Annotated in this window: 12 protein-coding genes; 4 read left to right on the top strand and 8 right to left on the bottom strand. The window is 68.7% G+C overall.

Annotated features, from left to right (window positions below):
* The first annotated feature begins 36 nt into the window (after positions 1-36).
* Together ACFQV6_RS32335 and ACFQV6_RS32330 are read left to right on the top strand one after the other, a co-directional pair.
* Complete coding sequence (locus ACFQV6_RS32335; RefSeq protein WP_378031435.1) at positions 37-1,089, top strand: LLM class flavin-dependent oxidoreductase; 1,053 nt, start codon at positions 37-39, stop codon at positions 1,087-1,089.
* A gap of 169 nt (positions 1,090-1,258) precedes the next feature.
* Positions 1,259-1,999 (top strand): alanyl-tRNA editing protein, encoded by a 741-nt coding sequence (locus ACFQV6_RS32330; protein WP_378031434.1) that lies wholly within the window; start codon positions 1,259-1,261, stop codon positions 1,997-1,999.
* A 181-nt stretch (positions 2,000-2,180) separates the two neighbouring features.
* Here the strand turns inward: ACFQV6_RS32330 and ACFQV6_RS32325 are convergent, their stop codons facing one another.
* The gene (locus tag ACFQV6_RS32325) at positions 2,181-3,314 is read right to left on the bottom strand and encodes a sugar ABC transporter substrate-binding protein (protein WP_378031433.1); all 1,134 of its coding nucleotides are present in this window, start codon (positions 3,312-3,314) and stop codon (positions 2,181-2,183) included.
* A 357-nt stretch (positions 3,315-3,671) separates the two neighbouring features.
* On the bottom strand, positions 3,672-5,099 hold the full coding sequence (locus ACFQV6_RS32320) for an NAD-dependent succinate-semialdehyde dehydrogenase (protein WP_378031432.1): 1,428 nt from the start codon (positions 5,097-5,099) through the stop codon (positions 3,672-3,674).
* A gap of 270 nt (positions 5,100-5,369) precedes the next feature.
* On the opposite strand from ACFQV6_RS32320, the gene ACFQV6_RS32315 reads away from it, so the two are divergent.
* Positions 5,370-7,124 (top strand): alpha-amylase family glycosyl hydrolase, encoded by a 1,755-nt coding sequence (locus tag ACFQV6_RS32315; RefSeq protein WP_378031431.1) that lies wholly within the window; start codon positions 5,370-5,372, stop codon positions 7,122-7,124.
* 174 nt (positions 7,125-7,298) lie between these two features.
* Here the strand turns inward: ACFQV6_RS32315 and ACFQV6_RS32310 are convergent, their stop codons facing one another.
* The gene (locus ACFQV6_RS32310) at positions 7,299-8,918 is read right to left on the bottom strand and encodes a DUF222 domain-containing protein (RefSeq protein ID WP_378031430.1); all 1,620 of its coding nucleotides are present in this window, start codon (positions 8,916-8,918) and stop codon (positions 7,299-7,301) included.
* Between the two features lie 72 nt (positions 8,919-8,990).
* Positions 8,991-9,434, bottom strand: coding sequence for an NUDIX hydrolase (locus tag ACFQV6_RS32305; protein WP_378031429.1), 444 nt, complete (start codon positions 9,432-9,434; stop codon positions 8,991-8,993).
* A gap of 274 nt (positions 9,435-9,708) precedes the next feature.
* Here ACFQV6_RS32305 and ACFQV6_RS32300 point away from each other — a divergent pair, with 274 nt between their 5' ends.
* A complete protein-coding gene (locus ACFQV6_RS32300) occupies positions 9,709-10,332 on the top strand; it encodes an L-threonylcarbamoyladenylate synthase (protein ID WP_378031428.1) in 624 nt (207 codons plus the stop codon).
* A 51-nt stretch (positions 10,333-10,383) separates the two neighbouring features.
* On the opposite strand, the gene ACFQV6_RS32295 is transcribed toward ACFQV6_RS32300, so the two are convergent.
* The 4 genes from ACFQV6_RS32295 to ACFQV6_RS32280 all read right to left on the bottom strand — a co-directional run bounded on the left by ACFQV6_RS32295 (position 10,384) and on the right by ACFQV6_RS32280 (position 19,096).
* Positions 10,384-11,817: an SGNH/GDSL hydrolase family protein gene (locus tag ACFQV6_RS32295; protein ID WP_378031427.1), complete on the bottom strand. Its 1,434-nt coding sequence runs from the start codon at positions 11,815-11,817 to the stop codon at positions 10,384-10,386.
* Positions 11,818-12,113: 296 nt separating this feature from the next.
* Positions 12,114-13,238 carry a lytic polysaccharide monooxygenase gene (locus ACFQV6_RS32290; protein ID WP_378031458.1) on the bottom strand — a complete coding sequence of 375 codons (1,125 nt, stop codon included), beginning with the start codon at positions 13,236-13,238 and terminating at the stop codon, positions 12,114-12,116.
* Between the two features lie 22 nt (positions 13,239-13,260).
* Positions 13,261-16,146 carry a glycoside hydrolase family 48 protein gene (locus ACFQV6_RS32285; RefSeq protein ID WP_378031457.1) on the bottom strand — a complete coding sequence of 962 codons (2,886 nt, stop codon included), beginning with the start codon at positions 16,144-16,146 and terminating at the stop codon, positions 13,261-13,263.
* 172 nt (positions 16,147-16,318) lie between these two features.
* A complete protein-coding gene (locus ACFQV6_RS32280) occupies positions 16,319-19,096 on the bottom strand; it encodes a cellulose binding domain-containing protein (RefSeq protein WP_378031426.1) in 2,778 nt (925 codons plus the stop codon).
* Positions 19,097-19,304 lie beyond the last annotated feature (208 nt).

Genomic DNA, 19,304 nt, shown 5'->3' with positions numbered 1-19,304 from the left:
CGGGCTGGCATGCTCCGGCGTCGGTAAGATCGGTTGGTGGATCTTGCAGCGGTGGTGAATCTTGCAGCGGTGGAATTCGGTCTCGACACCTTCGGTGATGTGACGGTGGGCGCGGACGGCAAGCGACGGCCGTATGCGCAGGTCATTCGTGACGTGGTCGAGCAGGCCGCGCTCGCCGACCGGCTCGGGATCGATGCCTTCGGTGTCGGGGAGCATCACCGCGACGACTATGCGATCTCGGCGCCGGAGATCGTCCTCGCGGCCATCGCCGCGCGCACCGAGAAGATCACCCTGGGCACGGCGGTCACGGTTCTGAGTTCCGACGATCCGGTACGCGTGTACGAGCGCTTCGCCACCCTCGACGCGGTCTCGAACGGCCGTGCCGAGATCATCCTCGGCCGTGGATCGTTCACCGAGTCGTTCCCGCTGTTCGGCTACGACCTGGCCGACTACGAGCGGCTGTTCAGCGAGAAGCTGGACCTGATGACGCACCTGCTCGACGAGGGACCGGTGACCTGGAAGGGCACCATCCGCCCGGAACTCCGCGACCAGCAGGTCTACCCGAAGACCGAATCCGGCCGGATCCGTGCCTCGATCGGCGTCGGCGGCAGCCCGGAGTCGGTGGTGCGCGCCGCCCGGTACGGCCTGCCGCTCGTCCTCGCCATCATCGGCGGCGAACCCGCCCGCTTCGCGCCCTACGTCGAGCTCTACCACCGGGCGCTGAAGGAACTCGAACAGCCGTCGCAACCCGTCTCGGTGCACTGCCCCGGCTTCGTGGCCGCCACCGACGAGGAGGCGGCGGAGGTGCTCTGGCCGCACGCGCGCCGGATGCTGGACCGGATCGGCCGGGAGCGCGGCTGGCCACCGATCACCCGCGACCGTTTCCAGGCCGACATCACCGATGGCGCCTGGCACGTCGGCTCGCCGGAGACGGTCGCCCAGAAGATCGCCAACACGGTGAAGGTGCTGGGTATTCAGCGCTTCGATCTGAAGTACTCGCACGGCACGCTGCCGCACGACCGCCTCATGACGTGCGTCGAGCTGTACGGCAGCCAGGTCATCCCCCGCGTGCGAGAACTTCTGGCTTAGCGCTTGGTCGGGTCGACCCTTCGTTCAGCCGCTCCAGGCCAGCCAGCCCAGCACTGCCAGCCAGCCCAGCACTGCCAGCCAGCCAGCCAGCACTGCCAGCCAGCCAGCCAGCCAGCACTGCCAGCCAGCCCAGCACTGCGCCCCAAGCTTTTGTCATACAGTCGCGCACATGGGTACCGAACGTCTGGACTGGGCCGATCCGACCGTACGCGAATGGGACTGCACTGTTGTGTGGTCTGACCCCGCCGACCCGGAGGCGGGCATCGTCCTGGACCGGTCGGCGTTCTATCCGGGTGGCGGAGGTCAGCCGCCGGATCACGGGGTGCTGCTCTGGGAAGGCGTGCAGACCCGGATCGTCGACAGCCGTCGCGGCTCGTCGAGCGGCGACGACCTTCAGTTGATCCCGGCGCCGGGCGACCCGGTACCGGCAGCCGGGACCAAGGTGCGGGGCGCGCTCGACGACGCCCGGCGCAGCAGCCTCATGCGTACGCACTCGGGTCTGCACATTCTCTGCGGCACCGTGTTCCGCGACTTCGGTGCGCTGGTGACCGGCGGCAACATGCAGCCCGGTGAGGCGCGGATGGACTTCAACCTGCCCGAGGTGCCCCCCGGCTTCAAACAGACACTCGAGGACGCCGTCAACGCGGAGATCACTGCCGACCGCAAGATCGTCGCGCGGGTGCTTCCGCGGGAGGAGGCGCTGGCGATCCCGACGCTCGTGCGTACGCAGGACGCCCTGCCGCCGCTGGAGAACCCGGAGATCCGGGTGATCGACATCGTCGGCCTGGACGTGCAGGCGGACGGCGGAACCCACGTCGCCTCCACCGCTCAGGTCGGGCGGGTCGAGGTCGTGAAGGTAGAAAGCAAGGGCCGGCAGAACCGCCGCGTCCGGATCCGGATCGCGGACTGAGTTCTGCCGGCCTTCGCCGATGTTGCTCGCGCTTGCCAAGCCTCGGCTGGGCAGGCCGGGCCGGTCAGCCTGGGCCAGTGAGCCTCGGTTGGTCAGCCGGGGCCGGGGAGCCTTGGTGGTCAACCTTGGCTGTTCAGCCCGGCGCTCAGCCCGGCGCTCAGCCCGGCGCTCAGCCCGGCGCTCAGCCCTGGTTGATCAGGCCGGCTCGCTGGCAGGCCTTCCTGAACTTGGCGGTGCAGAGCGTCTGCGCCGAGACGAACTCGTCCTCCACCACGAACTTGATGTTCTTGAAGGTGATGGCGACCGGCGTGAGGCTGACGAACGGGATGTAGGCGCCCGACTGCGGGTCCTTCAACTTCTCCGAGACGCTCGGCTTCACGTCCTTGAAGAGGTTGATGGCCAGCTTCGAGGCCTCGTCCGCCTCCTTCTTGATCGACTTGTAGACGGTCATGCACTGGTCGCCGGCGAGGATGTTCTGCAGACCCTGAACCGTCGCGTCCTGCCCGGTGACCGGCACGTCGCCGTTGAGCTTCTTCTCCCGCAGCACCTCGATGGCCGCGTTACCGAGGCCGTCGTTGGCGGCGAGCACGCCGCCGATGTTCGGGTACTGGTCCAGCATCTGCGTGAAGATCTCGCGGGCCTCGTCGTTGTCCCACTCCGGGACGAACTGGTCCGGGCCCTTGGTGTAGGTCGCCGACTCGTACAGCGGCTGCAGAACGCCGTCGTAGCCCTCCTTGAACAGGGTGGCGTTGTTGTCCGTACGCGACCCGTTGAGCTCGGCAACGATCGGGTTGACGCGCTTCTTGGCGGAGAGGCACTGCTGAAGGTGCTGCCCCTGAAGCTTGCCGACCAGGTTGTTGTTGAAGCTCACGTAGTAGTCGGCGCCGCCGTTCAGCGTCATCCGGTCGTAGTCGATGACGGGGACCTTGCGGGCCTTGGCGCGATCGATCACGGCCTTGCCGCTGACCGAGTCGAGGTTCGCGATGACCAGCACCTTGACCTCGTCGCTCAGCATCTGGTCGGCGATCCGCTTGAACTGTTCCTTGTCGCCTTCGGCGTTCTGGATCTGGTACGGCACGCCGGCGTTCTCGAACGCCTCCTTGAGGTACTTCGGGTCGTCGTCCTTCCACCGCTGCGAGCTCTTGGTGTCCGGCAGGATCACGCCGATGCCACCCTTGCCGGAGGAGCTACCGCTGCCGGTGGTCGCCGTGCCGCTGTCGCCATTGTCACCGGGATCGCCGCCGTCATCACAGGCAGTGAGGGTCACCGATGCCATCAGGCCGGCGGCGACCAGAGCGAGCAAAGACTTTCGCATCGCGATAGGTGTCCTCTCAGGGGTGACCCGAGCTGCGGGGGGCGCCGAACGGTCCGCCAAGTATCGGCCAGTGAGCCACGGACGCAACATCGGGAGGGGGGCCAGAGGAAAAGATTATTCATTTCTCAACCGTTACTGCCAAACCATCACGGAGCGTAGCTGCGCCGTGATCATCCGTACCTAACGTGAGGGCCGTTCGCATGATGGCGAACGGCCCTGTCGGCGGTGTATTGACCTCGAAGGGCCGGCGCAGTTCCGGAACGGCGCGAGCGCTGCCCGGCAGAGCAGCCTGAAGAGTGCGCCAGCCTCAAGAGTGCGCCAGCCTCAAGAGTGCGCCGGCCCCAAAGAGTGCTTGCCCTACCAGTTGAGGGCGATGTACTTCGACTCCAGGTACTCGAGCAGACCCTCATGGCCACCCTCACGGCCGATACCGCTCTGCTTCACTCCGCCGAACGGTGCCGCCGGATCGCTGACCAGACCGCGGTTCAAGCCGACCATGCCGGCGTCGATCGCCTCGCTCACCCGGAGACCGCGGGACAGGTCGGCGGTGTAGACGTACGCAACAAGGCCGTACTCGGTGTCGTTGGCGAGCCGGACGGCCTCCTCCTCGCCGTTGAACGTCACGATCGGCGCAACCGGGCCGAAAATCTCCTCGCGAAGAATGGGCGCGTCGGCCGCCACCCCGGTCAGCACCGTCGGCGGGTAGTAGTAGCCAGGCCCCTCAGGGCGGCTGCCACCGGTCACCGCCTCCGCCCCGCTGTCCAGCGCCGCCCGGACCAGCCCGTCGACCTTCGCCACGGTGTCCTCGTTCACCAGCGGGCCGACCTGGGTCTTCTCGTCCGTACCGGGGCCGACGACCAGGCCCGACATGCGCTGCGCGAGCCGGCGGGCGAACTCGTCGGCGAGCGGCGACTCGACGTAGAACCGGTTCGCGGCGGTGCACGCCTCCCCGCCGTTGCGCATCTTGGCGATCATCGCGCCCTCGAGCGCGGCGTCCAGGTCGGCGTCGGCGAAGACCACGAACGGCGCGTTGCCGCCCAGCTCCATCGACGTGTTCACCACGGTGTCAGCGGCCTGCGCGAGCAGGGTCCGGCCCACCTCGGTCGAACCGGTGAACGAAAGCTTGCGCACCCGCTGATCGCGCAGCATCGCCGAGACCACCTTGCCGGAACTGCGCGACGGCAGCACGTTGACCACGCCCTCCGGCGCACCCGCCTCGGCCAGGATCGCGGCCATGGCGAGCGCGGTCAGCGGGGTGTCGCTGGCCGGCTTCAGGATCACCGTGCAGCCCGCGGCGAGCGCGGGGCCGATCTTGCGGGTGGCCATCGCGGCCGGGAAGTTCCAGGGCGTCACCAGCACACAAACACCGACAGGCTGGCGTACGACGAGAATGCGGTTCGCCCCGGACGGCGCGGTCGCCAGCACGCCCTCACCCCGCACCGCCTCCTCCGCGAACCAGCGGAAGAACTCAGCCGCGTACGTCACCTCGCCCTTGGCGTCGACGAGCGCCTTGCCGTTCTCCAGGCTGATCAGCTTGGCGAGCTCGGATGCGCGCTCGGTCATCAGCTCGAAGGCTTTGCGGAGCACCTCCGACCGTACCCTCGGAGCTGTCGCAGCCCAGGCCGGACCCGCAGCAGCAGCGGCCTCCACCGCGGAGATCGCGTCCACCTCGCTGCCGTCGGCGACCGACGCGATCACGTCGCCGGTCGCCGGGTCGAGCACGTCGAAGCGGCTGCCCGAGGAGGCCGGCACCCACTTGCCGCCGATGAACAGTTCGGTTTCCACAACAGCTCCTCATCTAGATCCGCGCATATCGGTCCCGCGCCGAGTTCCGAGTCCCAGCATGGTCCGGATCTCTGTCCCCCGCCACGCATCCCTGACACCGTGTTGTCTCGTCGGCTGTCTCGCCGGCTCCCCCACCGTGTTCCACGCCCCACGCATTCCTGTACTTGCGTCGGGCACACTGCCCTCATGACGGAGCAGCGCTCATGAGAAACAGCTCTCATGACGAAACAGCGCTCATGACAAAACAGCGCTCATGACAAAACAGCGCTCATGACGGAGTGGTGGCGGGACGGTGTCGTCTACCAGGTCTACCCGCGCTCCTTCGCGGACGCGTCCGGGGATGGGGTGGGCGACCTCGCGGGCCTGACGGCCCGGCTCGATCACATCGCCGGCCTGGGTGCCGACGCGATCTGGCTGACGCCGTTCCAGCGTTCACCCCAGAAAGATCATGGGTACGACGTGAGCGACTACATCGACGTCGACCCCCTCTTCGGCGACCTCGCCGAGTTCGACGCGATGCTGGCCCGCGCACACGAGGCCGGACTCCGCGTGGTCATCGACATCGTCCCGAACCATTGCTCGTCAGAGCATCCCGTCTTCCAGGCAGCGTTGAGCGGCGACGCGTCCGCCCGCGCCCGTTTCCACTTCACGGACAGTCCCGGCCCAAACAGTCCCGGCCCAAACGGTCCCGGCCCAAACGGCCCCGGCACGGGCAGCCCCGGCACAGGCAGCCCCGGCACAGGCGATCCCGGCACAGGCGATCCCGGCACAGGCGATCCCGGCGTTATGCCCAACAACTGGCCCAGCGTCTTCGGTGGGCCGGCTTGGAGCCGTGCTCCCGACGGCGCTTGGTACCTGCACCTCTACGCCCCCGAGCAGCCCGACTGGAACTGGCGGGATCCGCGTACCGCGCCGTTCTTCGACGAAGTGGTGCGCTTCTGGTTCGACCGGGGCGTCGACGGGCTACGGGTTGACGTGGCGCACGGGCTGTTCAAGGCCCCCGGCCTGCCGTCGCTGCCACCCGGGATCGAACCGGAACCAGGCAGGCTGCGAGGCAATCCCCTCGCCTGCGATCAGCCGGAGACACCCGATGTCTACCGGCGGTGGCGGGCGATCGCAGACACGTACGATCCGCCGCGCATCCTGATCGGCGAGGTCAACCTGGCTCCGGAGCGGGTAGCCCGCTACGTCGGGGCGGACCGGCTGCATCAGGCGTTCGCCTTCGGGTTCGTGATGGCCCCGTGGGATGCCGACATCTGGCGGGAGACTGGCGAGCAGTTACTGCGGGAACGCCCGGTCACCTGGGTGGTGGAGAACCATGACGTACGCCGAACGCCCACCCGGTACAGCGATAGCGGCGCCCCCACTGCCAGCCATCCCACTGCCAGCCAACCTGATACCAGCCACCCCGCTGCCGGCCATCCCGCTGCCGGCCAACCTGATGCCGGCCCACCCGGTTCCAGCCCACCCGGTTCCAGCCCACCCAACGCCGGCCGGGCTCGTGCCGCGCTGATCACGATCCTCGGGCTCCCCGGCGCGGCCTACCTCTATCAGGGCCAGGAGTACGGGTTGCCGGAGGTCGACGTACCCGCGGAGGCCCGGCAGGATCCCGCATGGCGGCGCGCAGGCACGTCTCGGGACGGTTGCCGCGTACCTCTGCCGTGGACCGAATCGCCGGCCGGCGCGTACGGGTTCAGCCCGCCCGGCGCAGCGCCGCCCTGGCTGCCGGTCCCGGACGGCTGGGGCGCATACCTGGCGTCGCCCACCCTGCCGTTGTGCCGGGCGGCCATCGCGCTACGCCGCCGCCTGCACGCTGACGGTGTGCTCTCGGCGGACGACCCGGTTTTGTGGTCGGTGGACGGTGACCAGCGGTTGATCGCTCGCCGCCCCGGACTCACCCTGGTGGTGGCGATGGGTTCGGCACCGGTGGCGCTGCCGCCCGGAACGCCACTGCTGACCAGTTCACCGTTGACCGCGGACGGGCGTCTACCTCAGGACGCCGCGGCTTGGCTGAGCACGCAATGAACCATCCCAACAACGAGCCAATCCAACAAACGAGCCAATTCAGCAACGAGTCATTCCAGCACCCCCCCCTCCAGCGACGCTCCCCTTTAGCGACGCCCCTTCCAGCGACGAACCAACCCAGCGATGACCCCCTCCCCGCGCACGCGCTCTGATTGCACGGGCCTTCCGGGAACCTCACGTGCGCCGGTGGAATTCGTTGACGCGGGGCGTGCGCTGCGAGTCGAGCCATGCGGGTGGCAGGAACTCCGGGTGTCCATCAGGTCCGGGCCGGATCTGCCAGCCCATGCCGTCGTCGTGGATGACGCGGTGGTGACGATCGCAGAGCAGGGCGAGGTTGCCGAGGTCGGTAGGCCCGCCGTCGGCCCAGGCGATGATGTGGTGGGCGTCGCACCAGCGAGCCGGCCGGTCGCAGCCTGGGAACGTGCAGCCCTGATCGCGGACGACCAGCGCCCGCCGCAGTGACCCGGTGACCAGCCTGCGGGCCCGGCCGGCGTCCAGGATCTGGCTTTCCCCGTCCAGGATCAGGGGCAGGATCCGGGCGTCGCAGGCCATCCGCCGCACAGTTTTCGCCGACACCGTCTCGCCGGTGTCGAGGGTTCCGCCGGTGAGTTCCTTGCGCAGTGGGTCGTAGCCGACGGTCACGGCCATCTGCGGCCGGTCGCCGCCGTGCTCAGGTAGCGCGCCACCGTTCAGAATCAGCCGGCACACCTCCACCAGCGCATCAGCCCGCCGCTGCCCTGGCGATCGCGTGTCCTCAGCGGAAACGCCTGACCCAGCTTGTCCCAGCGAGCCACCTGGTGCGGACGGTTCGGCCTGTGCCGACGAACCACCATGTGCCGACGAACCACCATGTGCGGACGAACCACCATGTGCCGACGAACCACCATGTGCCGACGAACCACCATGTGCGGACGACTCAGCCTGTTTCAGCGACCCACTCCGACCGAGCGAGCCCCCTTGCGCAAGCGAGCCGATGAACGCCCCGGTTTCGCCAAGCGATCCCCCTTGCGCCGCCGAACCGAGTTGCGCAGCCGAACCAAATCTCGCAGCCGAACCAATTCTCGCTGCCGACCCAACTTGCGCAGACGATCCGAGTTGACCGGGCGGCCCCGCCTGCGCAGGGGATCCAGCCGGCTTGCACAACGGGTCGATGGCCGCGAAGACGGCCGCCGCGGCGTGGGCGTCCAGGAGGCCACGGAGCCGAATGCGGCCGTCGCCGAGGGGACTCAGCGTGAAGAATCGCTGTTCGTGGGCCTGCTTCTCGGCCTCGCGCAGCCGCGCCTCCTCCGCCGCCTCCGCGACCTCGGGTGCAACGTGTTCCAGGATCCGCCGCCCGCAGGCGCGCAACCCTCTGGGATCCAAGCGCGGCGCCCACTCCGTCAGCAGGACGGCCGCCTGTTCCCGGGCGTCCGCGTCCAGGCCCTTCGGCAGCTCGCCGACCGTGGCCGCGATGGCGCTCAGCTGCTCGGCGTTGATTCGGCCCTCGCTGAGGGCTCGGTCCAGGATCGGGTCGGTGTGGAGGAGCTTGGCGTGTGTGACCATCTGAGCCGCGCTGCCGGCGCTGACCCGCAGCCGGCCGCGCAGCCACACCGCGGTCGAGGTGGCCGCGTGCGCGGCGGGGATGGCGCGCCCGTCGATCTCCCGCACCACGTGCAGCATGGCCGCCTGGAGCATCTGTTGCGCCGTATGGAGTCCGTCGAGCGCGGTGAGCAGGTCACCCTCCGACAGCGGCCACACCGGCGCCTGGGCGCACGACGCCGCTGTCTCGCTGAGCTGCTCCACGACTTCCCGCACCCGACCATCTTCGAACACACGTACGACAAATGCAGGACGCCCCGAGCCGCCCCTCAGATGAAGCACAAAGCCTCAAACGAGGCTTCGGGCGATCTCTGCCAGCTGCGGCGGCTCCAGGCGGTCGGCCAGCGAGCTCAGATCAGCCGGGGCCACCCAGGCGTGTTCCAGGAGTTCGATCTCCTCGTACGGAAGAAGCCCCTCCCGGACCACCAACGGCCGTGACGTGCTGAATCGCGCCATGAAGAACTGCTCGGCGCCCACGAAGTGGCGGCCCTTCCACCAGACGTCGCGCTCCACGTCGACGTAGGCCGGACCGATCGCACCCGCATCCAGGCCCGTCTCCTCGACCAGCTCGCGCCGCGCCGCTTCCAGGGGCGTCTCCCCCGGGTCGATGCCGCCGCCGGGCGGCTCCCAGAGCCGCGATCCGTCGGACGGGTCCTCCCAGTGGAGCAGCAGAATCCGGCCGTCGGCGTCGAGACAGATCACACGGACGGCGGGCCGGTAAACAGGATCCATGATCCGACCCTACGCATCGAGATCCGCGGCCCTCCGATCCCGAGCCCTTCGATCCCGAGCCCTTCCCATCCCGAGCCCGGGTGATCCCGAGCCCGTGATCCCCGAGCCCGTGAACCCCGAGCCCGTGAACTCCGAGCCCGTGTGGTCCCCGAGCTGCACGAGCGCCCGAGCTCCGAAGTGCGGGCTTGACAAAGTCTCCAGCTCTTCGAATACCGGGGCCGCGATACGCGAGCACTGTGATCCGTGACAACGGCGTGAGCCTAAGCTTGGACGAGTGGCCAAGTACTTCGACGTGCACCCCGACAACCCGCAGCCGCGGACGATCCACCAGGTCGTGGATCTGGTTCGTAAGGACGGGCTGATTGCGTATCCGACCGATTCGTGTTTCGCGCTCGGCTGCCAGATGGGGAGCAAGGACGCCCTGGACCGGATCAGGACGATCCGGCACCTCGACGACCGGCATCACTTCACCCTGATGTGCCACGACTTCGCTCAGCTCGGACAGTTCGTGCAGATCAACAACGCGCTGTTCCGGGCCGTGAAGGCGTCCACGCCGGGCCCGTACACGTTCATCCTGCCGGCCACCCGCGAGGTGCCACGGCGTCTGCTTCACCCCAAGAAGAAGACCGTTGGGGTACGGATCACGAGCCACACCACAGCCCAAGCCATCCTCGCCGAACTCGGTGAGCCACTGGTCTCCAGCACGCTGCTGCTGCCCGGCGAGGAGGAGCCGATGACGCAGGGCTGGGAGATCAAGGAGGCTCTCGACCACTCCGTCGACGCGGTGGTCGATTCGGGCGAGTGCGGCACAGAGCCCACCACGGTGGTCGACCTGTCCGGAGGCGCCCCGGAGATCCTGCGGGTGGGCGCCGGTGACCCCACCAGGTTCAGCGACTGAACTCCGAAGGCCTCAACCCGAAACTCAACCCGAAGGCAGTCCCGAAAGCAGTCAGGTGAACAGGTCCAGTGGCACGGCCGTGGCCAGCGCCGCCATTCCGGCATCGCTCGGGTGCAGGTGGTCCCCGCTGTCGTAGGCGGGCAGCATTCGCCGCGGACGGGCGGGATCACGGATCACCGCGTCGAAGTCGGCCACCGCGTCGAAGGCGCCGGTCGTACGCAACCAGGTGTTGAACCTGACCCTCTCGATCTGGTTGGCCCGGCTGTCGAAGTGCGCGGGAGCCCCGCCGAACGGCAGCATCGTCCCGCCGATCACCCGCAGCCCCGCCTTGTGCGCACGCGCGGCGAGCTCGCGATGCCCGGCGATCAGGTCCTCAGCGGTGGTGCCCGCCGACCGGCCCAGGTCGTTCACACCGATGAGCGTGATCAGGTGCCGGACGCCGGAGTGGGCGAGGACGTCCCGATCGAAGCGGCTCAGCGCCGACGGCCCGATGTGCGCGGAATGCCCGGCCCGTTTCGCGACGGGACGTCCGGTGGGTCGCTCGTAGCCGGTGAGCAGCCGATTCCCGCTGATCCCCAGATTGAGAACACCGAGCTCGAGACCAGCGTCGCTCACATCAGCACCGCTCACATCAGCACCGCCCAGATCAGCACCGCTCACATCAGTGCCGCCCAGATCAGCACCGCCCAGATCAGTGCCGCCCATATCAGTGCGCTCTTGGCCTGCCAGGCGCAGCCGGGTGGCGAGGAGGTCGGGCCAGCGGTGGTTGGTGTTCGTGCGGCTTCCGACGCCGCAGGTGATGGAGTCGCCGAGGGCGGCGATCGCGGCGCTGTTCCGGCTGGTGCGCACGTCGACGCCGGCGAGGAGGAAGTAGCGGCCGTACCGGCGGCGCAGGCCCAGGGAGATCGAGGCGGGATCCAGGTGGACGATGTCGCGCAGGGCGGTGACGTTGCCCTTCGCGACGACAGTGGTCTGGAAGGAGCGCGGGCTGGCGGTCTCGAGCCTGGTCCGCTCCGGGAAGTAGAGGCTGATCACCAGGTCGGCGCCGGGCGGCACGGTCAGGTCGGCGGGGTCGCTGACAAGGGTTCCGCCCGCGGGGAGGACCGCGGTGCGGCGGCCGGCGAAGGTGAGCGGCCGGTCGGTGCCGGGGATCACGGCGGTGCTGGCGCCCGTCCCGGCGCGCAGTCCGATCCGGGCGGCGCCGAGGTGCACGGCTGTCGTACCGAACTCGTTGGTGAGGCGAACGGCCGGTTGGTCACCGCCGAGGCTGAGGTGGACGACCTGTCGTATCGTCTGGTTCGCCACCACGATCAACTTGTCGGGCTCCACGGCTGTGGGCGCGGTGGCCCAGGTGCCGACCCGGGTGTGCGACTGGCGTGCCGGATCGCGCTGTCCCGCGGCACCCGGCGTGGCCGCCACCAGGGCCGCACCGGCGCCGCCGAGGAGCAGCGCCCGCCGCGTGGTCGCCCGGCCGAAGGCCGCCAACCGGCCGGAGCCGGGCAGGCCGGAGCCGGGCAGGCCGGAGCCGGGCAGGCCGGAGCCGGGCAGGCCGGAGCCGGGCAGGCCGGGACCGAGCGCGCCAGCGCTGGAACTGCCCGCGCTGCGCCCACTGGAGCTGATGAGAATATTTTTCCGCTTTATGGCGATAAAGCTAAAGAACGCCCCTTCGTCCCGTCAAGACACCCGGAAGACGCACCAGCCCCCGGCCGTGTGACTCTCGTCGCACGACCGGGGGCCGTAGGTGGAGCAATGGACCCCAAAGGGTCGCTATCGGGCCAGATCTATGGCGTCGTACAGGTCAGGTTGTTGACCGTCGGCGCAGTAGCTCCCGAGGCCAGGAACCCGAACGTGACGTACCCGTTCGCCGGCACCGAACCGTTCCACGCCTCGTTCTTCACGTTGATCAACGATCCGGTGACCGTCGACTTACCGCTCCAGACCTGAGCCAGCGTCTGGTTGCCGGGGAACGTCCACGAGATGTTCCAGCCGTTCACCGGCGTGGCACCGGCGTGGACCATCACCTCACCCTGGAACCCACCGCTCCAGGCAGACGTGATCGAGTACATCGCGCTGCAACCGCCCGTGCCCGGGTTCGGGTTGGACGGGCTCGGGCTCGGGCCCGGGTTGGAAGGGCTCGGGCTGGAAGGGCTCGGGCCCGGGTTGGACGGGCTGGGGCTGGCGGGCGTCGACGGGCTGGGCGACTGGGTGCCGCCGTTGCCGACGCCGGTGACCTCACCGTTGCCGCCGTCGAAGACCACGTCCGAGCAGCCGTAGAAGGTCTCCGTGCTGTCCGAGCGCGACCACACCGAGTAGATCAGGTGCTTGCCGGTCTTGCCGCTGGGCAGCTTCCCGTTCCAGTAGTAGTGCCCGTCGTCGGTGCCCGGGCCGCCGTTGGCCGCCGGGTTGGTCACCTGATCGAACGGCGTCGGCTCGAGGTCGCCCCAGGCCAGCGGCTTCGTCGGGTTGTAGCCGTCCTTGGTGATGTAGAGCGAGAACGTACCGGGGTGCTTGGCCCAGTTGTTGTACTTGAACTGGATGTTCGCCCCGGCGGTCAGGTGCGTGGTCGGCCAGTCGTTACGGGCCAGGTTGAAACCGGTGAAATTGTACGGTCCACCGGTGCCGCCGCTGCACAGCGTGCCGTCCGGGAGGAACCCGTTGACCCGGCCGGCACCGTCGGAGCGGAGCACGGCGAACCAGTTGTAGAGCGAGTTCACCCCGCTCTGCGCGACCGCGGCCGCGCAGGCGGCGTTCTTCGGCTCGATGGCGCCGGTCTGCGGGTTACGGCCGTCCTGGTAACAGAACCAGGTACGGCTGCCCGGGACCTGAATGGCGCCGTGTGCCTGAGCCGGCGACGCTGGCAGTGCCAGGATCCCGGCTGCCGCAGCGAACAGGGCCACGGCAGCCATACGGAAGGTTTTTCTCACTTGATCACCCCTGGGGGAAGAGCCGGGCGTAGTCGGCGTAGCCGGTGGCTACATCGACCTGGGCCCAGAACCGGTGATAGTTGAACGTGGGCGCGGGTCCGCCCTTGAGGTACGCGTCGACCTTCGGGAAGTCGGGGTCGCTGCGGTAGAAGGAGCGGATGTCGAGGAACGACACACCCGGCTGGATGACGTCGCCGTTCGGCATCTCGCCGCGCCAGCCCTGCGGGATGTAGATGCCCTGGCCGGTGGAGGCGTTGTAGGTGTCGTCCATCCGGTTGTAGTCGGCGCGGGTCTCGGTCACCGAGACGCCCTTGCTGTCCTTGTACGCCCAGATCGCGTCGAGCAGCCCCTTGGCGGCCGTCTTCGCCTGTGCGTTGCCGGACTTCGCGGCGTAGTAGGTGAGCAGCTTGGCGTAGGAGCCCGCCACACCGAGGTCCTGGCCGCGGCTGGTGACCTCGACGTGCAGGTTGGTGTTGGCCTGCGGGTTCGAGGCGTTCCAGGTGTTCGGCGCGCCCGTCCACTCCATGTCGGACGGGATGAGGAAGCTGTCGTCCTCGATGGTGGTGTTGGACAGCGCCCACGGCACCCACTTGTCGAGCACCGACTTGGCCTTGGCGTCACCGGTCAGGTAGTAGTACTCGGCCAGCCGCTCCAGCGACCAGGTCTGCATGCCGAACCAGCGGTTGGACGGCGGGTCCTCGTAGACCGGGGCTTCGACGTACGCGAGACCGTAGAAGGTCGGCGTGCCGGCCGGGCGTGCCGAGTAGTTGCCGTTCCAGCTGTTCGTCGCACCGCCGGCGATGGCGCCCTCGGACGACTGCAGCCACTGGTAGAACTCGAGCTGCCGGTTGAGGCTCGCCTGCCAGTCCGCTTTCGCGGTCGGCGACTTCGGGGCGAACGCGCTGACGTTGCTCAGGATGTACGCCGCCATCGGGTTCTGGTAGCCGAAGTGGCTGGTGCTGGAGCCGATGCGCCACGCCCATCCGGCGCTGGTGTCGTACGCGCCACCCCAGGCGTAGTACCACGACATCAGGTTGTTCGAGCTGCTCTTGCCACTGCCCGCGGCGCAGGAGGTGGAGGCGCAGCCGGGGTTCTTGAAGTACTTGTCGTAGAACGAGTACCGCAGGTAGTCACCCATCTTGGCGGCCTTGGCGACCGCGTCGGAGATCTGCGACTGCTTGCCCTGCTGGGTCGCCCAGGTGTACGCCCAGTACGCCACCTGCACCGCGCGCGAGTCCGCGTCCGGGGCGTTGGTGTACTTCCACTGCTTGGCGTACGAGGCGTCCTTGGTGAACAGGTCGAGGTAGCCGTTCGGGCCGCCGTGCGCGAACGTGTCGCAGGACGGCTGCGGGACGGTCTCGAAGGTCGACTCCTGCGGGCCGCGCTGGAAGGTGTTGATGTAGGTGACGCGGGAGGTGCCGTCACCGCAGTGCCCGAAGCCGTACGTGTTGTCGACGTCGAGCAGCCAGTGCATGCCGTAGATGTCGTCGGTGCCGTACGCCGCCTTCAGCTCGGCGGCCAGCGGGTCGGTGCCGACCGAGACCCCGGTGTCGAGCTGCGACGGGTACTGCGACGGCAGCGGGTACTCCGCGGCGTACGTCGCCGGCTTGGCCGGGTTGTAGTTGGCGTTCGTCGGCTGGTCGGCGTGCGACGGGATGATGTACTTCTCCATCGTCGCCCAGGCGTTGTTGAACGGCGCCCAGTCGCCGCTGACCTGGCCGTGCTCGGCCTCGAGCCAGAGCCAGTAGCTGAACGCCTCACTGGTGGTCTCGTGGCCGTGGTCGGGTGCCTCGTCGATCAGCGTCTCGATCGAGTGGTAGGGCACACCCTCGGGGCTGAAGTACCCGTTGGCCGGGTTCTTCAGGTCGTTGTAGAGCTGCGTGAAGCGGGTGTCGACCGAGCCCTCTTCGACGACCGTGACCCCGAGCTGGGCCGCGGTGTAGCCGTTGGCGGTGGCCGAGATGGTCGCCGTGGCACCCGCGGCGGCGGTACTGGCCGCTGCGACAGTCACGGTCTGGCCGGTGCTCCAGTTCGACGTCGTGAAGGTGAGCGTCGCCGGTGTCACGGTGACCGCTGTGGAGCCGGCCGACCGTGCCACTGCCACGCTGACGTTCGCGGTCGGCGCCTTGCTCAGCGCGAGCTTGTAGGAGCCGCTCTTCCCGGGTGAGATCGAGAGCGAGGTGGCGTCGGCGAGGATCGCCGGGGTGGTCGCCGCGTCGACGAAGACCGGGACGTCGGCGGTGCTGCTCTTGAGGCCCGCGCCGTCGAAGGCGACGGCCTGCACGTGGTAGGCCGCCGACTGGGCGGGGACACCGCTCCAGGTGTACGTGTACGGCGCGGCCGTGTCACTGCCGAGCAGCAGCCCGTCGTGGTAGAACTCGACCCGGCTGATGGTCTGCCCGCTCGCCGCCGTGGCGGTGGCCGCGATCGGGATCGACGCCGGTGCGGTGTACCGGGTGTTCGCGGCCGGTGCGGTGATCTGCACGGCCGGCGCGTTGGCGGTCTGGTTGCAGGTGGTGCCGTTCAGCGTGAACGCCGTGGGTACCGGGTTCGCCGACCCGAACGTGCCGTTGAAGCCGGTGCCGATGGTGGCGTTGGTGCCCAGGCTGCCGTTCCAGGCGGCGTTGTTCACGGTCACGTGCTGGCCGGACTGGCTGTAGGTGCCACTCCAGCCCTGCGTGGCCTTCTGTGCGGCGTCCGGGAAGTCGAACTCCAGCCGCCAGCTGGTCAGCGGGTCACCGGTGTTCTTGATCTGGATGTCGCCGGTGAAGCCGCCGGTCCACTGGCTCTGCACCTTGTACACGACCGTGCAGCCGGCTGCGGCATACGCCGGTGCACCGCCTGCCAGAATCGCGCCGGCGCCGAGGACGGCGACGCCGGCGGTGGCAATTCTGCGCCTCGCATTCAGGCTGCGGCCATTTCTCAGACCAAGACGGCGTACGCGTACGCCTCCTGAGTTTTTGGAACGAAACAGTTCCACGGGGTTCCTTTCCGCGAGGCGGTGGCGTCCCTGGTGGAGGAACGGAACGCCACCGCCCCAGCCTTCGGGGAGCGGGAGGGTGTTACCGGGTGGAGCAGGTGATCGGGGACGGGACGGGGTTGGTGGTGCCGGTGTTGCTGCCGAGGAATCCGAAGGTCGTGGATGCCCCGGACGTGAGGGCGCCGTTGTAGCCGGCGTTGACGACGGTCACGGCGGTTCCGGTGCCTGAGGGGACCGAGGTGGCGGTGCCGCCCCAGCTCTGGGTCACGGTCTGCCCGCCGGTATAGGCCCAGCCGACGCTCCAGCCGCCGGTGGTGGCGGTGCCGTTGTTCTTCACGGTCACCTCACCCTGGAAGCCGCCGCCCCACTGCCCGGTGACCTTGTAGGTGGCCGTGCAGCCACCAGCGCCGGTCGAAGGGCTGGGCGAGACGGACACCGAAGGCGAAACAGACACCGAAGGCGAAACAGAGACCGAGGGCGAGACAGACACTGAAGGCGAGACAGACGCCGACGGCGAGACCGAGGTCGAGGGTGAGGCCGACGCGCTGCCCGACGGGGACGGTGAGGCGCTGCCGCCCGTGCGGTCGGCGTACAGGATGCCCCTGCCGTTGGTGCCCAGGTAGACGCGGCCCCAGATGCGCGGATCGCCGGCCAGGGCGTCGCCGGCGTTCCCGTACTGGTGCTGGTCGTCGTTGATGCGCACCCAGCTCGCGCCGGTGTTGTCGGACCGGAACACCCCGGTGACGCCGTCGACGGTGCCGACCAGGAAGACCGCGGGCCGGGTCGCGCCCGGCGCGGCCTTGCCGAAGGCGACGTTGATGCCCGACGTCACCGTGGACACCTTGGTGAACGTCGCGCCGGAGTCGGTCGAGCGCAGCAGCCCGGTCTCCCCGGCCACCCAGACCTCACCGGCGGTACCGGGTACGGCCTTGAGGTTGACCCTGCCGGTGGACGGCATGATGGCGCCCGGCCCAACGCTCGACGCGGTGAAGGTCACCCCGCCATCCGTGCTGGTGTAGAACTTGCCTCCGGCGTACCCGTAGAAGGTCTTGGGGTTGATCCGGTCCGATTCGACCTTGGCGCCGGCGGGGATGCCTGCCGACGCGGTCCAGGTGCTGCCCCGCGTGGTCGAGTAGTGCACGCCGGCACCGACCGGCGACCAGACCACCGCGTTGGCGTCGGTGCCGACCGCGACATTGCCGCCGCCGGTGATGCCCGCCGGCTCCTGGCCCGCGTACCAGGTCTTGCCGCCGTCGTTGGAGACGCCGATGTGCTGCGGGACGGCACCACCGGTGTCGCTCGGCGCGTTGCCGACGCGGACGAAGAACGACGGGCTCGCCTCGGCGAAGTCGATGCCGGTGTTGCTGCCCAGGGCCGGGGTGTCGTGGAAGTTCGCCGGCACGGTGTCGAGGTCGGCGTGGTGGAAGCCGCCGATGTCGCCGAGCGCGCTGACCAGCGGGGCGCCGGTGGGCGGGCTGGCCAGGTCGAGGACCGCGGTCTCCTCGAGGCCCTTGGCGAACGGCTTGATGGTGAACGTGGTGTTGGCGTCCCAGTTGGTGAGCTGGGTGGTGCCGTAGACGGTGGCGCCGGTGCCGTAGAGCAGGCGGTTGGAGTCGAACGGGTCGATCGCCAGCGACTCGTTCATCCAGCCGAGCTTCGGGCTCTCCTCGGGTGCCTGGGCGGTGCTGTTGAAGTCCAGCCAGGGGTTCGCGGAGATGTCCATGGTGAAGCGCTTGGTGCGGCTGGGGTAGCCGTTCCAGTCCCAGATCCGGGTCCAGGTGGCGCCGTAGTCGGTGCTGCGGAAGAAGATCGCGTCCGGCCACCAGGAGATCTGCGTGGCGACCATCAGGGTGCCGGGCTTCTGGGCGTCGACGGTCAGGCCCGAATAGCCGAAGTAACGGTCGGCGACCGGCATGGGTGAGATGTCGGTCCAGGTGCCGGTGGTGGTGTCCAGGCGGGCGACCTGGCCGGCTGCTCCGTCGTACGGGCCACCGGTGTCACTCGTCGCGATGAACAGGTACTTGCCCTGTACGACACCCTTGTGCGCGATGTACCCGGTCGGCTGGCCGGCGACCCGCTCCCAGGTGGCGCCGGAGTCGAGCGACCGGTAGACCGGGTTCTCCTTGTCGGCCACCCCGACGTAGATCGCGGGCGAGGCTGTGCTTCCGGCCTGCCCCGGGTCGAAGGTGACCCACGTGAGGCCCTGGTTCTGGCTGAGGTAACCGTTGGTGTCGGCCGGGTCCTGGACGTAGTTGCCGACGTTCGGGAAGTTGCTGACCTTGGCCCAGGTGACGCCGAAATCGGTGCTCCGCCAGAGCCCGTTTCCGCCCTCGGCGGCAAAATAGACGTTCCGGTTGTTTCTCGGGTCGACGGCGAGCCGCTCCCCCATGCCGCGACCCGGCATGTTGCCGCCGACCTTGAACGGCAGAGCGGTCTTCTGCCAGGTCGCGCCCTTGTCGGTGGACCGCAGGATGGCGCCGTTGTTCGGGTCCCAGCTGTTGGTGTACATGCCGACCGCGGCGTAGACGCGGTTCGTGGCGACCGGGTCGGGCGCGATGCTGAGGACACCGTTGTAGCCCCAGTCGCTCTGTCCCACCCAGTCGAGAAGGGGCGTCCAGCTCTGCGCGGTCTGGTTCCACCGGTAGGCGCCACCGATGTCGGTACGCGCGTAGATCAGGTTCTTCTCACCCGGGTTGAAGACGATGCCAGGAACGAAACCGCCGCCGTCGATCCTGACGTTCTTCCAGGTGTAGGGCTCGGTGGGGGCCGCCGTAGCCGAGTGTGGGCCGGACACGACGGCGACCGCCGTCGCGGCTACGACCAGGGCGGCTATGAGAGCACCGCCGGGGGACCTACGCATGCAACACCTTCCATCGATGGGGCATATCGACGAACGTTCATGTGGGAGCGCTCCCAGAAGCGTCGGTCGCCGTCATCGTGATGTCAAGAGCCGGAAACTCCGCGTTGATATCCGGGTTATGTCTGCCGCCCGGCGGATCGGGTCGCCGGCCGGTCGGCGGGGCCGACCGGCCGAGCCTTCATCGGCCACTCGGACGACTACGGAGCGC

It is taken from the genome of Actinoplanes sp. GCM10030250, from assembly GCF_042666575.1.
Taxonomy (GTDB): domain Bacteria; phylum Actinomycetota; class Actinomycetes; order Mycobacteriales; family Micromonosporaceae; genus Actinoplanes.
This window is presented reverse-complemented; position numbering and strand designations above follow the sequence as displayed.